The sequence below is a fragment of the Achromobacter sp. DH1f genome (genome assembly GCF_000633435.1).
GTDB lineage: Bacteria > Pseudomonadota > Gammaproteobacteria > Burkholderiales > Burkholderiaceae_B > Achromobacter > Achromobacter deleyi.
The window spans coordinates 200,615-217,806 of sequence record NZ_AYMF01000024.1 but is presented as its reverse complement, the minus strand read 5'-3'; the positions used below and the strand labels follow the sequence as shown (position 1 = coordinate 217,806).

The 17,192-nt window shown below is 67.5% G+C and carries 15 protein-coding genes; 9 read left to right on the top strand and 6 right to left on the bottom strand.

Annotation, left to right across the window (positions count from 1 at the left end; all coding sequences use genetic code 11):
* Both U858_RS0120255 and U858_RS0120250 read right to left on the bottom strand, forming a co-directional pair.
* The gene (locus tag U858_RS0120255) at nucleotides 1-777 is read right to left on the bottom strand and encodes a 3-oxoacyl-ACP reductase (protein WP_025138986.1); all 777 of its coding nucleotides are present in this window, start codon (nucleotides 775-777) and stop codon (nucleotides 1-3) included.
* A gap of 101 nt (nucleotides 778-878) precedes the next feature.
* A complete protein-coding gene (locus U858_RS0120250; RefSeq protein ID WP_025138985.1) occupies nucleotides 879-1,682 on the bottom strand; it encodes a FadR/GntR family transcriptional regulator in 804 nt (267 codons plus the stop codon).
* 234 nt (nucleotides 1,683-1,916) lie between these two features.
* Here U858_RS0120250 and U858_RS0120245 point away from each other — a divergent pair, with 234 nt between their 5' ends.
* Nucleotides 1,917-3,350, top strand: coding sequence for an aldehyde dehydrogenase family protein (locus U858_RS0120245; protein WP_025138984.1), 1,434 nt, complete (start codon nucleotides 1,917-1,919; stop codon nucleotides 3,348-3,350).
* Between the two features lie 110 nt (nucleotides 3,351-3,460).
* Nucleotides 3,461-4,165, top strand: a complete 705-nt coding sequence (locus tag U858_RS0120240) for a riboflavin synthase (protein ID WP_025138983.1) — start codon at nucleotides 3,461-3,463, stop codon at nucleotides 4,163-4,165.
* Between the two features lie 53 nt (nucleotides 4,166-4,218).
* Here U858_RS0120240 and U858_RS0120235 read toward each other — a convergent pair whose 3' ends face one another.
* Nucleotides 4,219-5,712 (bottom strand): M81 family metallopeptidase, encoded by a 1,494-nt coding sequence (locus U858_RS0120235; RefSeq protein WP_025138982.1) that lies wholly within the window; start codon nucleotides 5,710-5,712, stop codon nucleotides 4,219-4,221.
* 18 nt (nucleotides 5,713-5,730) lie between these two features.
* Nucleotides 5,731-7,032: an MFS transporter gene (locus U858_RS0120230; protein ID WP_025138981.1), complete on the bottom strand. Its 1,302-nt coding sequence runs from the start codon at nucleotides 7,030-7,032 to the stop codon at nucleotides 5,731-5,733.
* A 248-nt stretch (nucleotides 7,033-7,280) separates the two neighbouring features.
* Between U858_RS0120230 and U858_RS0120225 the strand changes: the two genes are divergently transcribed.
* Entirely contained in the window at nucleotides 7,281-8,195 is a 915-nt protein-coding gene (locus U858_RS0120225) for a LysR family transcriptional regulator (RefSeq protein ID WP_025138980.1), read from the top strand.
* Nucleotides 8,196-8,262: 67 nt separating this feature from the next.
* Here the strand turns inward: U858_RS0120225 and U858_RS0120220 are convergent, their stop codons facing one another.
* Nucleotides 8,263-8,577, bottom strand: a complete 315-nt coding sequence (locus tag U858_RS0120220) for a hypothetical protein (RefSeq protein ID WP_025138979.1) — start codon at nucleotides 8,575-8,577, stop codon at nucleotides 8,263-8,265.
* 297 nt (nucleotides 8,578-8,874) lie between these two features.
* Between U858_RS0120220 and speG the strand changes: the two genes are divergently transcribed.
* Nucleotides 8,875-9,459: a spermidine N1-acetyltransferase gene (gene speG, locus U858_RS0120215; RefSeq protein ID WP_025138978.1), complete on the top strand. Its 585-nt coding sequence runs from the start codon at nucleotides 8,875-8,877 to the stop codon at nucleotides 9,457-9,459.
* A gap of 131 nt (nucleotides 9,460-9,590) precedes the next feature.
* Here the strand turns inward: speG and U858_RS0120210 are convergent, their stop codons facing one another.
* Nucleotides 9,591-11,996, bottom strand: a complete 2,406-nt coding sequence (locus U858_RS0120210; protein ID WP_025138977.1) for a heavy metal translocating P-type ATPase — start codon at nucleotides 11,994-11,996, stop codon at nucleotides 9,591-9,593.
* 123 nt (nucleotides 11,997-12,119) lie between these two features.
* On the opposite strand from U858_RS0120210, the gene cadR reads away from it, so the two are divergent.
* The 5 genes from cadR (at nucleotide 12,120) to U858_RS0120185 (ending at nucleotide 17,191) form a co-directional block, all read left to right on the top strand.
* Entirely contained in the window at nucleotides 12,120-12,554 is a 435-nt protein-coding gene (cadR, locus tag U858_RS0120205; RefSeq protein WP_025138976.1) for a Cd(II)/Pb(II)-responsive transcriptional regulator, read from the top strand.
* A 159-nt stretch (nucleotides 12,555-12,713) separates the two neighbouring features.
* Nucleotides 12,714-13,307, top strand: coding sequence for a nitroreductase (locus U858_RS0120200; protein ID WP_025138975.1), 594 nt, complete (start codon nucleotides 12,714-12,716; stop codon nucleotides 13,305-13,307).
* A gap of 226 nt (nucleotides 13,308-13,533) precedes the next feature.
* Nucleotides 13,534-14,766, top strand: a complete 1,233-nt coding sequence (locus U858_RS0120195) for a 3-methyl-2-oxobutanoate dehydrogenase (2-methylpropanoyl-transferring) subunit alpha (RefSeq protein ID WP_025138974.1) — start codon at nucleotides 13,534-13,536, stop codon at nucleotides 14,764-14,766.
* Between the two features lie 3 nt (nucleotides 14,767-14,769).
* Entirely contained in the window at nucleotides 14,770-15,813 is a 1,044-nt protein-coding gene (locus tag U858_RS0120190; RefSeq protein ID WP_025138973.1) for an alpha-ketoacid dehydrogenase subunit beta, read from the top strand.
* 1 nt (nucleotide 15,814) lies between these two features.
* A complete protein-coding gene (locus U858_RS0120185; protein WP_025138972.1) occupies nucleotides 15,815-17,191 on the top strand; it encodes a dihydrolipoamide acetyltransferase family protein in 1,377 nt (458 codons plus the stop codon).
* The last annotated feature ends 1 nt before the right edge of the window (nucleotide 17,192 follow it).

Sequence of the window (17,192 nt, the reverse complement as noted above, 5' to 3'; positions counted from 1 at the left end):
CTATCCCTTCACCAAGCCCCCATCCACGATCAGGTTCTGTCCCGTCACCGCACGTGACCACGGGCTGGCAAAGAACAGTACCGCGTCCGCGAACTGGTCGGGTGTGGTCACTTCGCGCAGCGGCGTGCCTTCGGCGATCAGGTCGAACACGGCTTCGGGGGTGGCGGCCGACGCGTCGGTGGTGCGCAGCAAACCGCCGGACACCATGTTGACGGTGATGCCGTCGGCGCCCAGTTCATGCGACAGGGTGCGGGTGAAGGCCAGCAGCGCGGCCTTGGCGGCGGTGTAGTCGTGGTAGGGCACCACCGGGTTCTGGACCAGGTTGGTGCCCACGTTGATGATCCTGCCGCCGCCGGCCGCGCGCATCAGCGGCAGCACAGCCTGGGTGGTGTTCAGGGCCGCGCGCACGCTGCCTTCCAGTTGCGCTTGCATCTGCGCCCAGTTCAGCGTGTCGGCATGCGGCCGCGCGTCGCCGTTGAACTGGAAGGCGGGCAGGGCGTTGTTGACCACGGTGCTGACGGGCCGGCCGAAATGCTGGCTGGCGCGGGCGACCATCGCGGCCACGGCCTCGGCATCGCGCACATCGGCCTGCAGCGCCAGGGCGCGGTCGGGCGCGGTGGCGGCCAGCGCGCGGGCCTGGGCTTCGCTGTTCAGGTAGTTGATGACCACCTGCGCGCCTTCGCGCAGGAAGGCGCGCGCGATGGCCGCGCCCAGGCCGCGGCTGGCGCCGGTGACGATGACGAGTTGCTGGTTCAGGTTCAAGACGGGACGTTGCATGGGAGATTCATGGCGCGTGCAGCGCCGCGGTTCGGATTCAGGAAAACGGTCGCTGGCCGGCGGCGTGGCCGGGCAAGCATCGAAGGCGCAGTGGCGCCGGTTCAGTGTTCCGAGCCGCTGTTGAGCATGCGGCTGCGGGCTTTCTCGATATGGGCCAGCATGATGTTGCGGGCGCCGTCGGCGTCCTGCTGCTGGATCAGGCGGTAGATCTGGCGGTGTTCGTCGATGGCGGCGCGGGTGCGCTTCCAGGGTTCGCTGTGAACCAGGTGGCGCATCATGTTGACGGCATGGCTGACGTCGTATTCCAGGGACTTGAGCACCTGCACGAAGCGCTGGTTGCCGGTGGCCGCGGCGATGGCGCGATGAAAACCGTAGTCGTGGTGATGGGCGATGGCGCCCGCTGCGTCGGCCGCCTCGTAGCCGGTCAGCATGCGGTCCATTTCGTGCAGATCGTCGTCGGTGCGGCGCAGTGCGGCCAGATAGGCGCATTCGGGTTCGATCACGCGGCGCAGTTCCAGCCCTTCCAGGATGTGGCCCACGCGCCGGGCCGGGTCCACCGCGGGCATGCCGCCCATCAGGTCGGGTTTGGCGCGCACGTAGCTGCCGGATCCGCGTATCGACTCGACCAATTGGTCTTCGCGCAGCCGGTCCAGCGCCTGGCGCACGACGGGGCGCGACACTTCGAACAGCGCAGCCAGTTCCAGTTCGGTGGGCAGCTTGGCGCCCGGGCCGATCTTGCCGGTGGCGATGGCATAGAACAGGCTTTCGTAGACGCGCTCGGCGAACCGTTCGGCGCGCACATAGCCCAACCCGGAAGCGACTTCCGCCAGCACATCCAGTTCGGGCCGCGGCCGGCTGGCCGCGATCAGCAGCTTGTCCAGCTGCGGGTCGCGCACATTGCTCATTGCTAGGTTCCTCCGGTCGGGCCGGTCGGTTTTGTTATTTGTCCTGACAAATCGGGTCGGTGGCAGGGGCTTTGTAAGATCGCCATCCAACTAGGGATTTCCCCAGGTCGGCCCAAATTATCCTGAAGCTTGGGACGAAAGGTGTCAATTGAATTGACAAGTCGAGGAGGGCTCTCGTACCTTGTTCCGATACCGACACCCCCGCCATACGGCCCACACTTTACTCCGCACACCGTGACTCAGAAGAACTTTATCGCCAATCAATGGGTGGCCGCCGCCACCGGTGAAACCATTCCCGTGCTGAACCCGTCCGATGGCAAGCCGTTCGAGGCCATCGCGCGCTCGGGCGAGGCGGACGTGGACCGCGCGGTCGTAGCCGCGCGCGAGGCCTTCGAGGGCGAGTGGGGCCAGATGGCGCCGGCTGCCCGCAGCCGCCTGCTGATGCGCATCGCCTTTGCGTTGCTGGACCGCCAGGAAGAACTGGCGCAGCTGGAATCCGCCGACACCGGCAAGCCGATCAAGCAGGCCCGCGCCGACGCGGCCGCCGTGGCCCGCTATTTCGAGTTCTATGCCGGCGCGGTGGACAAGCTGCATGGCGAGACTATTCCCTACACCCCCGGCTTCACGGTGCTGACCGTGCGCGAAGCGCATGGCGTGACCGGCCACATCGTGCCGTGGAACTATCCGCTGCAGATCTTCGGGCGCAGCGTGGGCGCGGCCCTGGCGGCGGGCAATGCCTGCGTCGTCAAGCCGGCCGAAGACGCCTGCCTGTCGCTGCTCAAGGTGGCCGAGATCGCGGCCGAAGCCGGCCTGCCGGCCGGCGCGCTGAACATCTGCACGGGCTACGGCCACGAAGCCGGCGCGGCGCTGTCGGCGCATCCGGGCATCGACCACATTTCGTTCACCGGTTCGCCGCAGACGGGCAAGATGGTGGCGCACGCCGCCGCCGACAACCACGTGCCGGTCACGCTGGAACTGGGCGGCAAGTCGCCGCAGATCGTGTTCGACGATGCCGACCTGGACGCCGCGATGCCGGTGCTGCTGGCCGCCATCATCCAGAACGCCGGCCAGACCTGCTCGGCCGGCAGCCGCGTGCTGATCCAGCGTGGCGTGTACGAAAAGGTGTTGACGCGCCTGGGCGAGGCGTTCTCGGCCACCGTCACCGGCCCGGCCGCCCAGGACCTGGACGTGGGCCCGCTGATCAGCGCTCGCCAGCATGATCGCGTGCGCGGCTTCCTGGCCGAGGCCGAAGCCGAAGGCCTGAAGGTCGCCGCGCGCGGCAAGCTCAAGGACGGCACGCCCGAATCCGGCTTCTACCAGCCGCCCGTGCTGTTCCGCGACGTGCCGCCCAATAGCCGCCTGGCGCAGGAAGAAGTGTTCGGTCCGGTGCTGGCTGCCATGGTGTTCGACACCGAGGAAGAGGCCCTGGAAATCGCCAACGGCACGCTGTACGGCCTGGTGGCCGGCGTGTGGACGCGCGACGGCGGCCGCCAGCTGCGCCTGGCGCGCCAGCTGCGCGCCGGCCAGGTGTTCGTCAATAACTACGGCGCCGGCGGCGGCGTGGAGCTGCCCTTCGGCGGGTCGCGCCAATCGGGCTACGGCCGCGAAAAGGGCTTCGAGGCACTCTACGGCTTCACCACCCTGAAGACCATCGCCATCCGCCACTGATCCGGCGGCAATCGGGCGCCGCGCCCCGCCCGGGGCGGGCGTCCGGTGGCAAAATATCGGTTAACTTTGATGTTTTGCCAGGGGCGCCACGCCCCGTATCCAGGATCAGCATGTTTACCGGTATTGTCCAAGGCACCGCGAAGATCGCGAACATCGCGGACCGCGAAGGCCTGCGCACGTTTACGCTGCAATTTCCCGAAGGCTTCTGCCAGGACCTGGCCATTGGCGCCAGCGTCTCGACCGACGGCGTCTGCCTGACCGTCACCGAAATCCTCGACGCCAACCAGGCTACCTTCGATGTCATGCTGCAAAGCCTGGCCATCACCACCCTGGGCAGCTACCAGGAAGGCGACCGCGCCAACGTCGAGCGCGCCGCCAAGGATGGCGCCGAGATCGGCGGCCACCCGCTGTCCGGCCACGTCGATTTCACCTCGGAAGTCGTGATGGTGAAATCGTCGGACACCAACCGGCTGATGCGTTTTTCCATTCCCGAGGCGTTCCGCAAGTACGTCTTCGCCAAGGGCTACATCGCCATCAACGGCGCCAGTCTGACCGTATCGGAAGTGAACCGCGCCGAAGGCTGGTTCGAAGTCTGGCTGATCCCCGAAACCCGCCGCATGACGGTGTTCGAAGACAAGCAGGTGGGTGATTCGGTCAATATCGAAATCGAACGCAGCACCCAGGTGGTGGTGGACACGGTGCGCGAAACCGTCCAGGAAAGCCTGGGCCGCCTGCAGCCCCTGCTGGAAGCCATCCTGAAGGAAAAAGGGCTGACGCTCGAAGATTTCGTCAGCCCCCAGGGCAAGCTCAAGTAACGCTGGCTCTGCGCGGCGCGGCGGCCGTCGTGCCGCTTGCCGCGCCCATTCATTCACTCGGTAAACGCGCGCCCCAGCGGCTTGACGCGGATGCCCGGCTGCAGCCGGGTCCAGGGCAGGTCGGCGGGGTCGGCCTGCATCGGGCCGGGGGCCTTGGCCACCAGCACCTCGTGCGCGATCGGCTGGAAGTCGGCGCGAAAGTGCACCGAGCTCTTGACCACCAGGATGGCCATTTCCTCGGGCTGCACGCCGCCCACGCGGAACAGGTTGCGGTCCAGCATCTGCGTCTTGGTGGCGCTGACCACCACGCGCACGCCGCCCAGCCGCAGGCCGGCCACGGCTTCCAGGTCCACGTCCATGCCGTGCATCATCGGGCCGTCATAGCGCAGCTTGCCGGGCGACAGCGTTTCCACCACGAATTCCCCTTCGAAGGGCGTATCGCCGGCCACGCCGGACTGCCCGCCCAGCCGCAGCCGCACCGTGTTGCCCACGCCCGCGGCGGTGGCCTGGCGCACGGCGTCGGGATCACAGAGCAGGCCCAGCGCCGCGTTCTGCGCGTCGGCCTCGACCAGCGCGCGCAGCATGCCGGTGGTGTTGGCGTCGCCGCCCGCCCCGGGGTTGTCCTGCGTGTCGGCGATGACCACGGGCCGCGAGGCGCCGGCCGCCAGGGCCTGCGCGCGCTTGACGGCGTCGGCCGGCGCCAGGAAGTCGGGCGACCACTGCGGCTCCAGTTCCAGCACGCGCTGGTACAGCGCTTCGGTCACGCGTTCGACCGCGGCGGCGTCGGTGCCATAGGCCCAGACCACCGGCCCGCACTCGGGAAAGTCGGCTGCCGGAAAGCCCGGCGCGAACGAGATGGACGCGACACCCGGCGTCTTTTCCAGGCGTTCCAGTTCTTCGTACACGCCTTGCGACGGCTGCAGCAGCGTGCACATGCCGTTGATGGGAATCAGGAAGGGCAGGCGGCGCTCGGCCCGCACCCAGGCGTTGCCCGCCGCGAGGCGCGCGGCCAACAGGCGCGCGGTGTGCTCGCCGGTATCGGCCATGTCCACGTGTGGATAGGTGCGAAACGCCGCCAGGCCATCGGCCTCTTGCAGCATCTGCGCGGTGACGTTGGCGTGCAGGTCCAGGCTGGCCACGACCGGCAGATCGGGGCCGGCCACGGCGCGCACGCGCGCCAGCAGCTCGCCTTCGCCATCGTCCAGGTGCTCGGCGACCATGGCGCCGTGCAGGTCCAGGTAGATGGCGTCGTAGCCGCCGGCCCGGGCCGCGTCGACGATCTCGCCGGCAATGCGCTCATAGGCGTCGCGGGTGACGTGCGCCGACGGGCTGGCACCCGCCCAGATCACGGTGCTGACCGTATGGCCGTCGGCCAGCACGGCGTTGATGAAGCCGCCCGCGGGGATGTTGACCTCGCGCAGCGCCAGCATGTCTTGGCCGCGCACCATGGCGGGAAATCCCTCGCCGCGCACGAAGTTTTCGTAGGCGGCCTTGGACGGCGCAAAGGTATTGGTTTCGTGCTGGAAGCCAGCCACCAGGATATGCATGATCGATTCCTTGGTTCGTCAGGCGCGCGCGGGCGCGGATTTCGGAGGACGGTTCACCAGCAGCAGCAAGGCCCCGGCCACCAGCAACGCCGAGATCACATACAGGCCGCCGGCCAGCGTGCCGGTGGCCGCTTTGGACCAGCCGATGATGGACGGGCTGAGAAAGCCGCCCAAGAGGCCGATGCTGTTGATCAGCGCGATGCCGCCGGCTGCAGCTTCGCCTTGCAGATACTGCGACGGGATCGCCCAGAATACCGTGTATGCCGCCCACATGAACCCCGTGGCAAGCGTGATGGCCGTCAGGGATAGCGCGAATTGCGTCGGTGCGGCGGTGGCCACGCACAGGGCGATGCCGGCCAGCAGCGCGGGCACCAGCGTGTGCCAGCGGCGCTCGCGGCGGCGGTCCGAACTGCGCGCAAACGCCAGCATGAAGATGGCCGCGGCAATGTACGGAATCGCCGAATACAGGCCGATCTCCATCGTGTCCTGCACGCCCGCCAGCTTGAGCAGGGTGGGCAGCCAGAAGCTCACGGCGTAGATGCCGCAGATCAGGCAGAAATACGTCAACGCCATGCCGTAGATGGCCGGGTCGCGCAGCACCTGGGCAAAGGCGTGCTTCTTGTGCGCGCCGCGGCTTTCCAGGTCGGCGGCCAAGAGGGCCTTTTCGTCGGCGCTGAGCCAGCGGGCATCGGCCGGCTTGTCGTCCAGGAAGCGAAAGGCAATGACGCCCAGCAGCACGCAGGGCAGGCCTTCGAGCAGGAACATCCATTGCCAGCCGTCCAGCCCGTGCGAGCCGGAGAACGCCGTCATGATCCAGGCGGACACCGGGCCGCCGACGATGCCGCCGATGGGCCCGGCCAGCATCACCACGGCCATCACGCCGGCCATGCGCGACTGCGAATACCAGTAGGTCAGGTAGAAGATCATGCCGGGCGCGAAGCCGGCTTCGAACACGCCCAGCATGAAGCGCAGGACGTAGAAGCTCCATTCGCCCTGCACGAACAGCATCGAGGCCGACGTCAGGCCCCACAGCACCATGATGCGGCTGATGGTGCGGCGCGCGCCGATGCGCGTCAGCAGCAGGTTGCTGGGCACCTCGAACATGACGTAACCCAGGAAGAAGATGCCGGCGCCCAGGCCGTAGACGGCATCCGAGATGCCGATGTCCTGCTGCATCTGCAACTTGGCAAAGCCGATGTTGATGCGGTCCAGGTAGGCGAACACATAACAGAGCAGCAGGAACGGCAGCAGGCGCCAGGTGATCTTGCGGTAAAGGGGGGCCAGGCGCGGATCGGCGCCTGGCGTGGCCTGATGGGGCATTGTCGAGTCTCCTCGCGCGGGTCTGCGCCCGCGGCGGCTGAAATAGGGGGGGGCGGTCCCGGGGCGGGTCCGCGCGGCGTCCATATTGCGAGAGCCGGGTGTTCGAAACAATGACCAGGGTGATAAATTATCGTTGCCTTCAAGGCAACACTTAAAACAAGACGCAGCACGGGACGGTTGCGCGGCAGGGACGGCACGCGTGCGGTCGCGCGCCGCGCCGGCCACGCCGCGTCAGACGGGGAAGCGCCATGCAGGAAATCAGCCAGCTGCGGCTGAAGTACTTCAACGAGGTCGTGGCCTGCGGTTCCATCCGCGGGGCGGCCGACAAGCTGGGCACCGCGCCGTCGGTCATCAGCCGCCAGATCCAGCTGCTGGAAAAAGAGCTGGGCGTGGCGTTGTTCGAGCGCCGTTCGCGTGGCCTGACGCCTACCGAAGCCGCCGACATGCTGCTGGAATACCACCGCGGCTGCCGCGCCCAGCAGGAACACCTGAACACCCGGCTGCAGGAACTGCGCGGCATGCGGCGCGGCAATGTCCACCTGATGATCAGCGAAGGCTTCATCGACAGCCTGATGGAACACGTGGTGGGGCCGTTCTGCATCGAGCACCCGCAGATCAACATCAGCGTCAATGTCGGGTCGGTGAACGAGGTGGTTGAAGCGGTGGCCACCGATGCCGCGCATATCGGCCTGGCCTACAACCCGCCGGTGGACCCGCGGCTGCGCTGCCGGGTCAGCCGCAAGCACCCGGTATGCCTGTTGGCGGCGCGGGGGCATGCGCTGGCGCGGCACCGCGCGCCGCTGACCATCGCGGACATCCTGCCGTATCCGTTCGCGCTGATGTCGGCGCCCTATGGCCTGCGCCAGGCGGTGGACCTGCTGGAATTCACCGAGCGCATCCACCTGACGCCCAGCCTGACCACCAATTCGCTGCGTGTGCTCAAGCAATACGCCATCAGCGGCGCAGGCGTGACGCTGATGCCCAACCTGGGCGTGCACCACGAGCTGGCCAGCGGCGAGCTGGTGGCGCTGCCGATTGCGCATCCGATCCTGAGCGCGCCGGAATGCCAGGTGCTGCTGCGGCTGGGGCGGCCGTTGTCGTCGGCCGCCCACGACGTGGTCAGGCGCATCGAGCAGCGCCTGCCCGCGTTTGTGCAGGAATAGCCGGGGAGTGCCGGCGGGTGGCGGCTACGGGGGAGGCGGGTAGGCGCCGGGTGGGTTCGGCGCGGCGTCAATCCATTTGGCGTGGCCGGACCTGGCTCCAGATGTCGGCGGGCATCAGGTTGGCCAGCCACTCCTGGCGCTGGCGCAGAATGTCGTCGGCGTAGGTGGACCCAAGTGCCTGGCAGAAATCGCTTTCGATGGCGCCAGTGAGCGCCGACGTGATGCGGGCGCACCAGGCCGGATCGTCGTACAGGGCGGTGTGCACGCCGATGACGACGGTGCGCAGGGCTTCGAGCTGGGCCTGGCTTTGCAGCAGCGCGATGTGCATTTTCTGGACGGTTTCGGCCAGCGTCAGCAGCAGGTCGTGTTCTATTTTTTTCAAGCGATGTCTCCCCTTGCGGACCCGCGAGCGGGGTGCCGCGGGTGGGTAACGGAGATCATGGACGGGGCAAAGGGCGGCTGGAATCAGAACTTTCTGAAAAGGGCCCGATCGTTCGAGGCGGCGTGCATTCCGTTACCGTTGGCCGTGAGGTGAAAATTTAAAATCCAGCATTCATGCGATTTTCAGGGCATTTTGTTGCTGTAGGTCAATGAATACGCCACTTCTGTTGCAAGAAAACCGTGTGACGGGCATTTCAGGGCAGTGTCAGCTACAATGGAGCCACTTTCGGAGGTTTCTATGTCGGTCATATCCGATATCAAAATACGCCCCCTGGAGCGCGGCGACCTGCACTTCGTGCACAAGATCAACAACAACGACGTCATCATGCGTTATTGGTTCGAAGAGCCCTACGAGGCCTACGACGAACTGGTCGCCCTGTATGACCGCCACTTGCACGACCAGAACGAGCGGCGCTTCATCATCGAGCACGATACCGGCCAGCCTGCGGGCCTGGTCGAGCTGGTGGAAATCGACTACATCCATCGTCGCGCCGAATTCCAGATCATCATCGCGCCCAGCTACCAGGGCCGGGGCTACGCCAAGGCGGCGACCCGCATCGCAGTGGGCTACGCGTTCCGCGTGCTGAACCTGCACAAGGTCTACCTGGTCGTCGACAAGGACAACACCGCCGCCGTGCACGTGTACGAGCGCTGCGGCTTCCAGATCGAAGGGCTGCTGAAGGAAGAATTCTTCTCCAACGGCATGTACCGCGACGCCTACCGCATGGCGCTGTTGCAGCACGAGCACCTGCGCGACGTGGGGCCGGGTGCGCCCGATGCGCCGGTGCTGCGTGACTGGCCGCAGGAAGAGCAGACGGGCTGACGGGTTTGCCAGGCCAGGCCGCCCGACTGTGCGTCGATCAAGGCATCGGCCAATCCGCCGGCCCCAAAGCAAAACGCCCTGGAGGTTTCCCTCCAGGGCGTTTTGCATTGCACTGGCCTTGCTGCGCGGGATCAGGCCGCCTGCGGCGCCGCGCGCAGCAGGCGCAGGCCGTTGGCCACCACCAGCAGGCTGGCGCCTACGTCGGCGAACACCGCCATCCACAGGGTCGCGTTGCCGGTCATGGCCAACGCCAGGAACACCACCTTGATGCCCAGCGCCAGCACGATGTTCTGGATCAGCACGCGGTGGGTGGCGCGCGACAGCCGCAGGAAGGTGCCGATCTTGCGCAGGTCGTCGTCCATCAGGGCCACGTCGGCCGTTTCGATGGCGGTGCCGGTGCCTGCCGCGCCCATGGCGAAGCCGATGTCGGCGCGGGCCAGCGCGGGGGCGTCGTTGATGCCGTCGCCCACCATGCCGACCTTGCCCGCGGGCGCCAGCTTGCTTTCGATGGCGGCCAGCTTGTCTTCAGGCAGTTGGTCGCCGCGGGCTTCGTCGATGCCCACCTGGCGGGCAATCGCTTGCGCCGTCGGCGTGTTGTCGCCCGTGAGCATCAGCGTGCGCACGCCCAGGGCATGCAGGTCGGCAATGGCCGCCGCGCTGGTGGGCTTGACCGTGTCGGCCACGGCCGCCACCGCCAGCACGCGGGCGCCGTCGGTCAGGGCGATGGCGCTCTTGCCCTGGCGTTCCAGCTCGTCCAGCCGGGTTTCCAGCTGCGGGCTGGCCACGCCCAGTTCTCGCATCAGGCGCCGGTTGCCCAGCTGGAACGGCACGCCGTCCACCCGGCCGCTGACGCCGCGCCCGGGCAGGGCGGTGAAGTCGTCGACGTCCAGCAGGGGCTTGCCGGCTTCGCGCGCGGCGTTGGCCACGGCCAGGGACACCGGGTGGTCCGAACGCGCGGCCAGGCTGGCCGCGATCAGCGCGGCGGGTTGGCGGGTCTGGTCGGACACATCCCAATCCAGCAGGTCGGTCTGTACGGGCTTGCCGTGGGTCAGCGTGCCGGTCTTGTCCAGCGCCAGCCACTTCAGGTTGCGGCCTTCTTCCAGATAGACGCCGCCCTTGACCAGGATGCCGCGGCGCGACGCCGCCGTCAGGCCGCTGACGATGCTGACGGGCGTGGAGATCACCAGCGCGCAGGGGCAGGCGATGATCAACAGCGCCAGCGCGCGGTAGATCGCGTCGAACCAGGGCTGGCTCCAGAACAGCGGCGGCAGCACCGCCACCAGCAGCGCCACGCCGACCACGGCCGGGGTGTAGATGCGCGAGAAGCGGTCGATGAAACGCTGGGTCGGGGCGCGGGCGCCCTGGGCTTGCTCGACGGCGTGGATGATGCGCGCCAGCGTGGTGTTGCCCGCCGCCGCGGTGACGCGGTAGTCGAACGAGCCGGCCGCGTTGACGGTGGCGGCATAGACGGGATCGTTCTCGGCCTTTTCCACCGGCAGGCTTTCACCGGTGATGGGTGATTGGTCGACCGCGGAACGGCCGCTGACGATGATGCCGTCCGCGGCGATGCGTTCGCCCGGGCGCACGCGCACCACGTCGTCCACCTGCAATTGCGCCGCCGGCACTTCGCGCCAGTTGCCGTCAGCCTGACGCACGGTGGCGGTTTCGGGCGCCAGGTCGAGCAGACCGCGGATGGCGTTGCGGGCCCGGTCCAGCGAGCGCGCTTCGATCAGTTCGGCCACGTTGAACAGGAACATCACCATGGCGGCTTCGGGCCATTGGCCGATCAGCACGGCGCCGGTGACGGCGATGCTCATCAGCGCGTTGATGTTCAGGTTGCCGTTGCGCACGGCGATCCAGCCCTTGCGGTAGGTGCTGATGCCGCAGGCCAGGATGGCGGCCAGGGCCAGCGCTGCCGTGGCGCCCCAATGCATGCCGGCAAAGTGCGAGGCTTCGGACAGGGCGGCCAGCACGCCCGCGCCGCCGATGGCCCACCAGTTCACCGGGGCGGCGGCGGGGGCCGGCGCGCGGGGAGCGTCGTCGGCCAGGGGCTCGGGCGTCATGCCCAGCGAGTGGATGGCGGCCACGACGCGGTCCAGCGCGCCTTCGGCGTGCACCACGGTCAGGATGCGCTGCATCAGGTTGAAGTCCAGCGCGTGCACTTCATTCATGCCGTCCAGCTTCTTGCGGATCAGCGTTTCCTCGGTCGGGCAGTCCATCTGGCCGATGCGCAGGCGGGCCAGCACCTGGCCCGGGCCGGCTTGCAGCGCGGCTGCGCCGCCCGCGGACAGGCGCACGTCGGCCGCGCCATGGTCGTGGCCGCAGCAGGCCGCGGCGGCGGGGGCGTGGCCGTCAGCGTGGTCGTGCTTGTGGTCGTGATTATGGTCGTGCCCATGGTCATGGCCGTGATCGTGCCCGTGGTCATGCTTGGGGCCATGATCTTGCGCCCGGGCCGGGGTATCGCCGTGGCCGCCGCAGCAGGCGTCGGCCTGCGCAGGAGGGGTGCCGCGAGAGATTTTGATGGGTGCCAGGGACATGCTCGTTGCCTTTTCGTAAGCGATTGGCCGCATTTCACACCTTGGAGTTACTATAGGGTCAACCCCCTGGGGCTTTTTCGTGTGAATCGGCCCCGACCCATCGGATGCATTCCGGGAGGCGTCATGCGTATCGGCGAATTGGCCACGGCGGCCGGCACCACGGTCGAAACCGTCAGGTATTACGAGAAAGAAGGGCTGCTGCCCGCCCCGGAACGGGGGCTGAACAACTACCGCAGCTACGGCCAGACCCATCTTGAGCGGCTGCGGCTGATCCGCAACTGCCGCGCGCTGGACATGACGCAGGACGAAATCCGCGCCATCCTGTCGCTGGCCGACAATCATCAGACCGGATGTGGCCCCATTAACGAGCTGTTCGACGAGCATATTTCCCACGTGGATGAGCGCATCGCCGAACTGACCCAGTTGAAGTCGCAGCTGACCGACCTGCGCCAGCGCTGCCTGTCGGCGCGGCCGGATACGGACGATTGCGGCATCCTGCACGGCCTTTCGGAAATGCAGGTCGAAGAACGCCAGGAACGTCATACCCACCTGGGATGATCCTGCCGGGCCGCCGGGCATTTCCCGCGCCGCCGGCCCGAGTCGCCATGCCCGGGGCAGGGGGATAGCCCACCCGGCCGCGGTCGTGGCGTAATATGAGAACCTTTCCTATTTACGCCGTTGCGGTTCTTGCCGCTCCAGCCCCATTGCGCCAGATCTATGACCCAGACCACCACTGCCACGCCGCTGCACGCCATCACCTCACGCCGTTCCGTCAAATTCCTGCGCGCCCCGGCGCCCAAGCCCGACGAACTTGAACTGATCCTGCAGGCCGCCATGTCGGCCCCCGACCATGGCGCGCTGCGTCCGTGGCGTTTCGTGGTGATCCAGGGCGAGGCCATCGGCAAGCTGGCCGACGTGGCGCTGGACGCGGTCAAGCGCAGCGGCGATCCGCGCATGACGCCCGAAAAGGAAAAGTCGGTGCGCGAATGGATGGCGGCGGTGCCGCTGTTCATCGCCGTGGCGCAGAAGATCGCCCACGACAACACCAAGATCCCCGAAGCCGAGCAATTGCTGGCTACCGGCTGCGCCACCATGAATATCCTGAACGCCGCCCACATGCTGGGCTACGGCGCATTCTGGAGCACCGGCATCGGCACCTACGTCGAAGACGTGCAGCACGCGCTGGGCCTGGATTCCCTGGACTACCGCTTCCTGGGTTTCCTGGCCATCGGCACGCCCGCCTGCGCAGTGCCGCCGGCCAACCGCCCGGCGTACAGCGAATTCGTCACCACCTGGACCGGTCCGGTCTGACGCGGGGCGCGAGTGCGTCATGAAGTGAAAAACCCGGCCACGAGCCGGGTTTTTCATTCTCCCGCCGGGCCATCGCAAGCCCTCGTGCCCTGTGCTAATCTGGCCCCCGGCCATGCATGATCATCCCTTTGCATGCGCCGACGATGGCAATGTTCGAGGTCACCCCCTTGAACAGTGTCTTTGGCAAGAAGAAGACGCATGACACGATCAAGCGTGGAGACAATACATGAGCCAATATGGGCCGCTGAAGTTGCACGTCCCCGAGCCTACCGGGCGTCCGGGTTGCAAGACAGACTTTTCCTACCTGCGCCTGTCGCCGCCAGGCGAGGTGCCCAAACCCCCCATTGATGTTGCCGCGATCGATACCGGCCCCCTGGCGTACAGCCTGGTGCGGGTGATCGACGACGATGGGCGCGCCGTCGGGCCCTGGGCCCCGGAGATCAGCAACGAGCTGCTGCGCGCAGGCATGCGCGCCATGCTCAAGACGCGCATCTTCGATGGCCGCATGCTGACCGCGCAGCGCAAGAAGAAAATCTCTTTCTACATGCAGAGCCTGGGCGAGGAAGCCATCGGTTCGGCCCATGCGCTGGCGCTGGAGCAGGGCGACATGTGTTTCCCGACCTACCGCCAGCAAAGCATCCTGCTGTCGCGCGACGTGTCGCTGGTGACCATGATGTGCCAGCTGATGTCCAACGAGCGCGACCCGCTCAAGGGCCGCCAGCTGCCGGTGATGTATTCCGACAAGCCCAACGGCTTTTTCACGATTTCGGGCAACCTGGCCACGCAGTTCATCCAGGCGGTGGGCTGGGCCATGGCCTCGGCCATCAAGGGCGACACGCGCATCGCGTCGGGCTGGATCGGCGACGGCGCCACCGCCGAGGCCGACTTCCACACCGCGCTGACCTTCGCGCACGTGTACCGCGCCCCGGTGATCCTGAACGTGGTCAACAACCAATGGGCCATCTCGACCTTCCAGGCCATCGCCGGGGGCGAGGGCGCCACCTTCGCCGGCCGCGGCGTGGGCTGCGGCATCGCCTCGCTGCGGGTGGATGGCAACGATTTCCTGGCGGTGTACGCCGCCTCGCGCTGGGCCGCCGAACGCGCCCGCCGCAACCTGGGCCCGACCCTGATCGAATGGGTGACCTACCGCGCGGGCCCGCACTCTACCTCCGATGACCCCTCCAAGTACCGTCCGGGCGACGACTGGAGCCACTTCCCGCTGGGCGACCCGATCGAGCGCTTCAAGAAGCACCTGATCCTGCTGGGCATCTGGTCCGACGCCGAACACGACGCCGTGCGCGCCGAGCTCGACGCCGAGATCCAGGCGGCCCAGAAAGAAGCGGAAAGCTACGGCACCCTGGTGGACGGCCACGTCCCCAGCGCCGCCAGCATCTTTGAAGACGTCTACAAGGACATGCCGGATCATCTGCGCCGGCAACGTCAGCAGCTCGGAGTGTGAGTGATGGCTATCGATAACAACGTGGGTCCGGCCTCTGCGCCGATGACCATGATCCAGGCTTTGCGCTCGGCCATGGATGTCATGCTGGAGCGCGACAACAACGTAGTGGTGTTCGGCCAGGACGTGGGCTATTTCGGCGGCGTGTTCCGCTGCACCGAAGGCCTGCAGGCCAAGTTCGGCAGTTCGCGCGTGTTCGACACGCCCATTTCCGAAGGCGGCATCGTCGGCGTGGCGGTGGGCATGGGCGCCTATGGCCTGCGGCCCGTCTGCGAAATCCAGTTCGCCGACTATTTCTACCCGGCGTCCGACCAGATCGTGTCCGAGGCGGCGCGGCTGCGCTACCGCTCGGTGGGCGAATTCATTGCCCCCATGACCATCCGCATGCCTTGCGGCGGCGGCATCTACGGCGGCCAGACGCATAGCCAGAGTCCCGAGGCGATGTTCACCCAGGTGTGCGGCCTGCGCACGGTGATGCCGTCCAACCCGTACGACGCCAAGGGCCTGCTCATCGCGTCCATCGAAAACGACGATCCGGTCATCTTCCTGGAACCCAAGCGGCTGTACAACGGCCCGTTCGACGGCCATCACGACCGCCCCGTCACGCCCTGGACCGGGCGCCCCGGCAGCGTGGTGCCCACCGGCTACTACACGGTGCCGCTGGATACGGCCGCCATCGTGCGGCCCGGCAACGCGCTGACGGTGCTGACCTACGGCACCACCGTGCACGTGTCGCTGACCGCGGCCGAGGAAACCGGCATCGATGCCGAGGTCATCGACCTGCGCAGCCTGTGGCCGCTGGACCTGGAAACCATTGTCAATTCGGTCAAGAAGACCGGCCGCTGCGTGGTGGTGCACGAAGCCACGCGCACCTGCGGCTATGGCGCCGAACTGATTTCGCTGGTGCAAGAGCACTGCTTCCATCACCTGGAGGCGCCCGTCGAGCGCGTGACCGGTTGGGATACTCCCTACCCGCATGCGCAGGAATGGGCGTACTTCCCCGGCCCGCGCCGGGTCGGCGAAGCGTTCAAACGCGCGATGGAGGTGTGAGATGGGGATTCATGTCATCAAGATGCCTGACATCGGCGAAGGCATTGCCGAGGTCGAACTGGTCGGTTGGCACGTCAAGGTCGGCGACACGGTCGCCGAAGACCAGCCGCTGGCCGACGTCATGACGGACAAGGCCACGGTCGAGATTCCGTCGCCCGTGGTGGGCCGCGTGGTCGCCTTGGGCGGCGACGTGGGCCAGGTGATGGCCGTGGGCGGCGAACTGATCCGCCTGGAAGTCGAAGGCGAGGGCAACCTCAAGGCCGACGCGGCGCAAAAGCCCCAAGCGGCAGCTGTGTCCACGGCGGCGCCGGCTGCGGCTTCCGCGGCGGCGCCCAAGGCGGACAAGGCGCCCGCGGGCGGCGTGGCGGGGCAGATCGCCGCGTCGCTGCAAGCGGCGGCGCCGGCGGCATCCACCGCAGCAACCCCGTCGCACGCGGCCGCGCCGCAAGGCCAGGGCCGTTCGGGCGCCGCGCGCCAGGCGCCCGCCGCGGCGCGCCAGCCCGGTGAAAAGCCGCTGGCCTCGCCTGCCGTGCGCAAGCGCGCCTGGGACCTGGGCATCGAACTGCGCTTCGTGCCGGGCAGCGGCCCGGCCGGGCGCGTCTTGCACGAAGACCTGGACGCCTACCTGCAAGGGCAGGGCGCCGCCAGCGCGCGCAGCGGTCCGGCCTACGCCGAGCGCAACGACGAGGAACTCGTGCCGGTCATCGGCCTGCGCAGGAAGATCGCGCAGAAGATGGCCGAGTCCAAGCGCCGCATTCCGCACTTCAGCTATGTGGAAGAGATCGACGTCACCGAGCTGGAAGACCTGCGCGCGCAGCTGAACCAGAAGTTCGGCGAGGCGCGCGGCAAGCTGACGCTGCTGCCGCTGCTGGCGCGCGCCATGGTGATCGCGCTGCGCGATTTTCCGCAGATCAACGCGCGCTATGACGACGAAGCGGGCCAGGTGACGCGCTACGGCGCCGTGCACATCGGCATCGCCACGCAAAGCGACGGCGGCCTGATGGTGCCGGTGATGCGCCACGCCGAAGCGCGCGACGTCTGGGCCATGGCGGCCGAGATCACGCGCCTGGCGCAGGCGGTGCGGTCCGGCAGCGCCGGGCGCGACGAGCTGTCCGGGTCCACCATCACCATCACCAGCCTGGGGCCGCTGGGCGGCATCGTCACCACGCCGGTCATCAACCATCCCGAGGTTGGCATCGTGGGCGTGAACCGCATCGTCGAGCGGCCCGCCTTCCGCCAAGGCGCCGTGGTGGCGCGCAAGCTGATGAACCTGTCGTCCTCGTTCGACCACCGCGTGGTTGACGGCATGGACGCCGCGCGGTTCATCCAGGCCGTGCGCGCGCTGCTGGAACAACCCGCGCTGCTTTTCGTGGAGTAAG

What these genes read in the sequence shown, in the direction of transcription:
- U858_RS0120195 (WP_025138974.1), top strand. Translation starts at nt 13,534, where the DNA reads ATGAGCCAATATGGGCCGCTGAAGTTGCACGTCCCCGAGCCTACCGGG.
- cadR (WP_025138976.1), top strand. Translation starts at nt 12,120, where the DNA reads ATGCGTATCGGCGAATTGGCCACGGCGGCCGGCACCACGGTCGAAACC.
- U858_RS0120190 (WP_025138973.1), top strand. Translation starts at nt 14,770, where the DNA reads ATGGCTATCGATAACAACGTGGGTCCGGCCTCTGCGCCGATGACCATG.
- U858_RS0120230 (WP_025138981.1), bottom strand. Translation starts at nt 7,032, where the DNA reads ATGCCCCATCAGGCCACGCCAGGCGCCGATCCGCGCCTGGCCCCCCTT.
- U858_RS0120255 (WP_025138986.1), bottom strand. Translation starts at nt 777, where the DNA reads ATGCAACGTCCCGTCTTGAACCTGAACCAGCAACTCGTCATCGTCACC.
- U858_RS0120225 (WP_025138980.1), top strand. Translation starts at nt 7,281, where the DNA reads ATGCAGGAAATCAGCCAGCTGCGGCTGAAGTACTTCAACGAGGTCGTG.
- U858_RS0120235 (WP_025138982.1), bottom strand. Translation starts at nt 5,712, where the DNA reads ATGCATATCCTGGTGGCTGGCTTCCAGCACGAAACCAATACCTTTGCG.
- U858_RS0120240 (WP_025138983.1), top strand. Translation starts at nt 3,461, where the DNA reads ATGTTTACCGGTATTGTCCAAGGCACCGCGAAGATCGCGAACATCGCG.
- U858_RS0120250 (WP_025138985.1), bottom strand. Translation starts at nt 1,682, where the DNA reads ATGAGCAATGTGCGCGACCCGCAGCTGGACAAGCTGCTGATCGCGGCC.
- U858_RS0120185 (WP_025138972.1), top strand. Translation starts at nt 15,815, where the DNA reads ATGGGGATTCATGTCATCAAGATGCCTGACATCGGCGAAGGCATTGCC.
- speG (WP_025138978.1), top strand. Translation starts at nt 8,875, where the DNA reads ATGTCGGTCATATCCGATATCAAAATACGCCCCCTGGAGCGCGGCGAC.
- U858_RS0120210 (WP_025138977.1), bottom strand. Translation starts at nt 11,996, where the DNA reads ATGTCCCTGGCACCCATCAAAATCTCTCGCGGCACCCCTCCTGCGCAG.
- U858_RS0120200 (WP_025138975.1), top strand. Translation starts at nt 12,714, where the DNA reads ATGACCCAGACCACCACTGCCACGCCGCTGCACGCCATCACCTCACGC.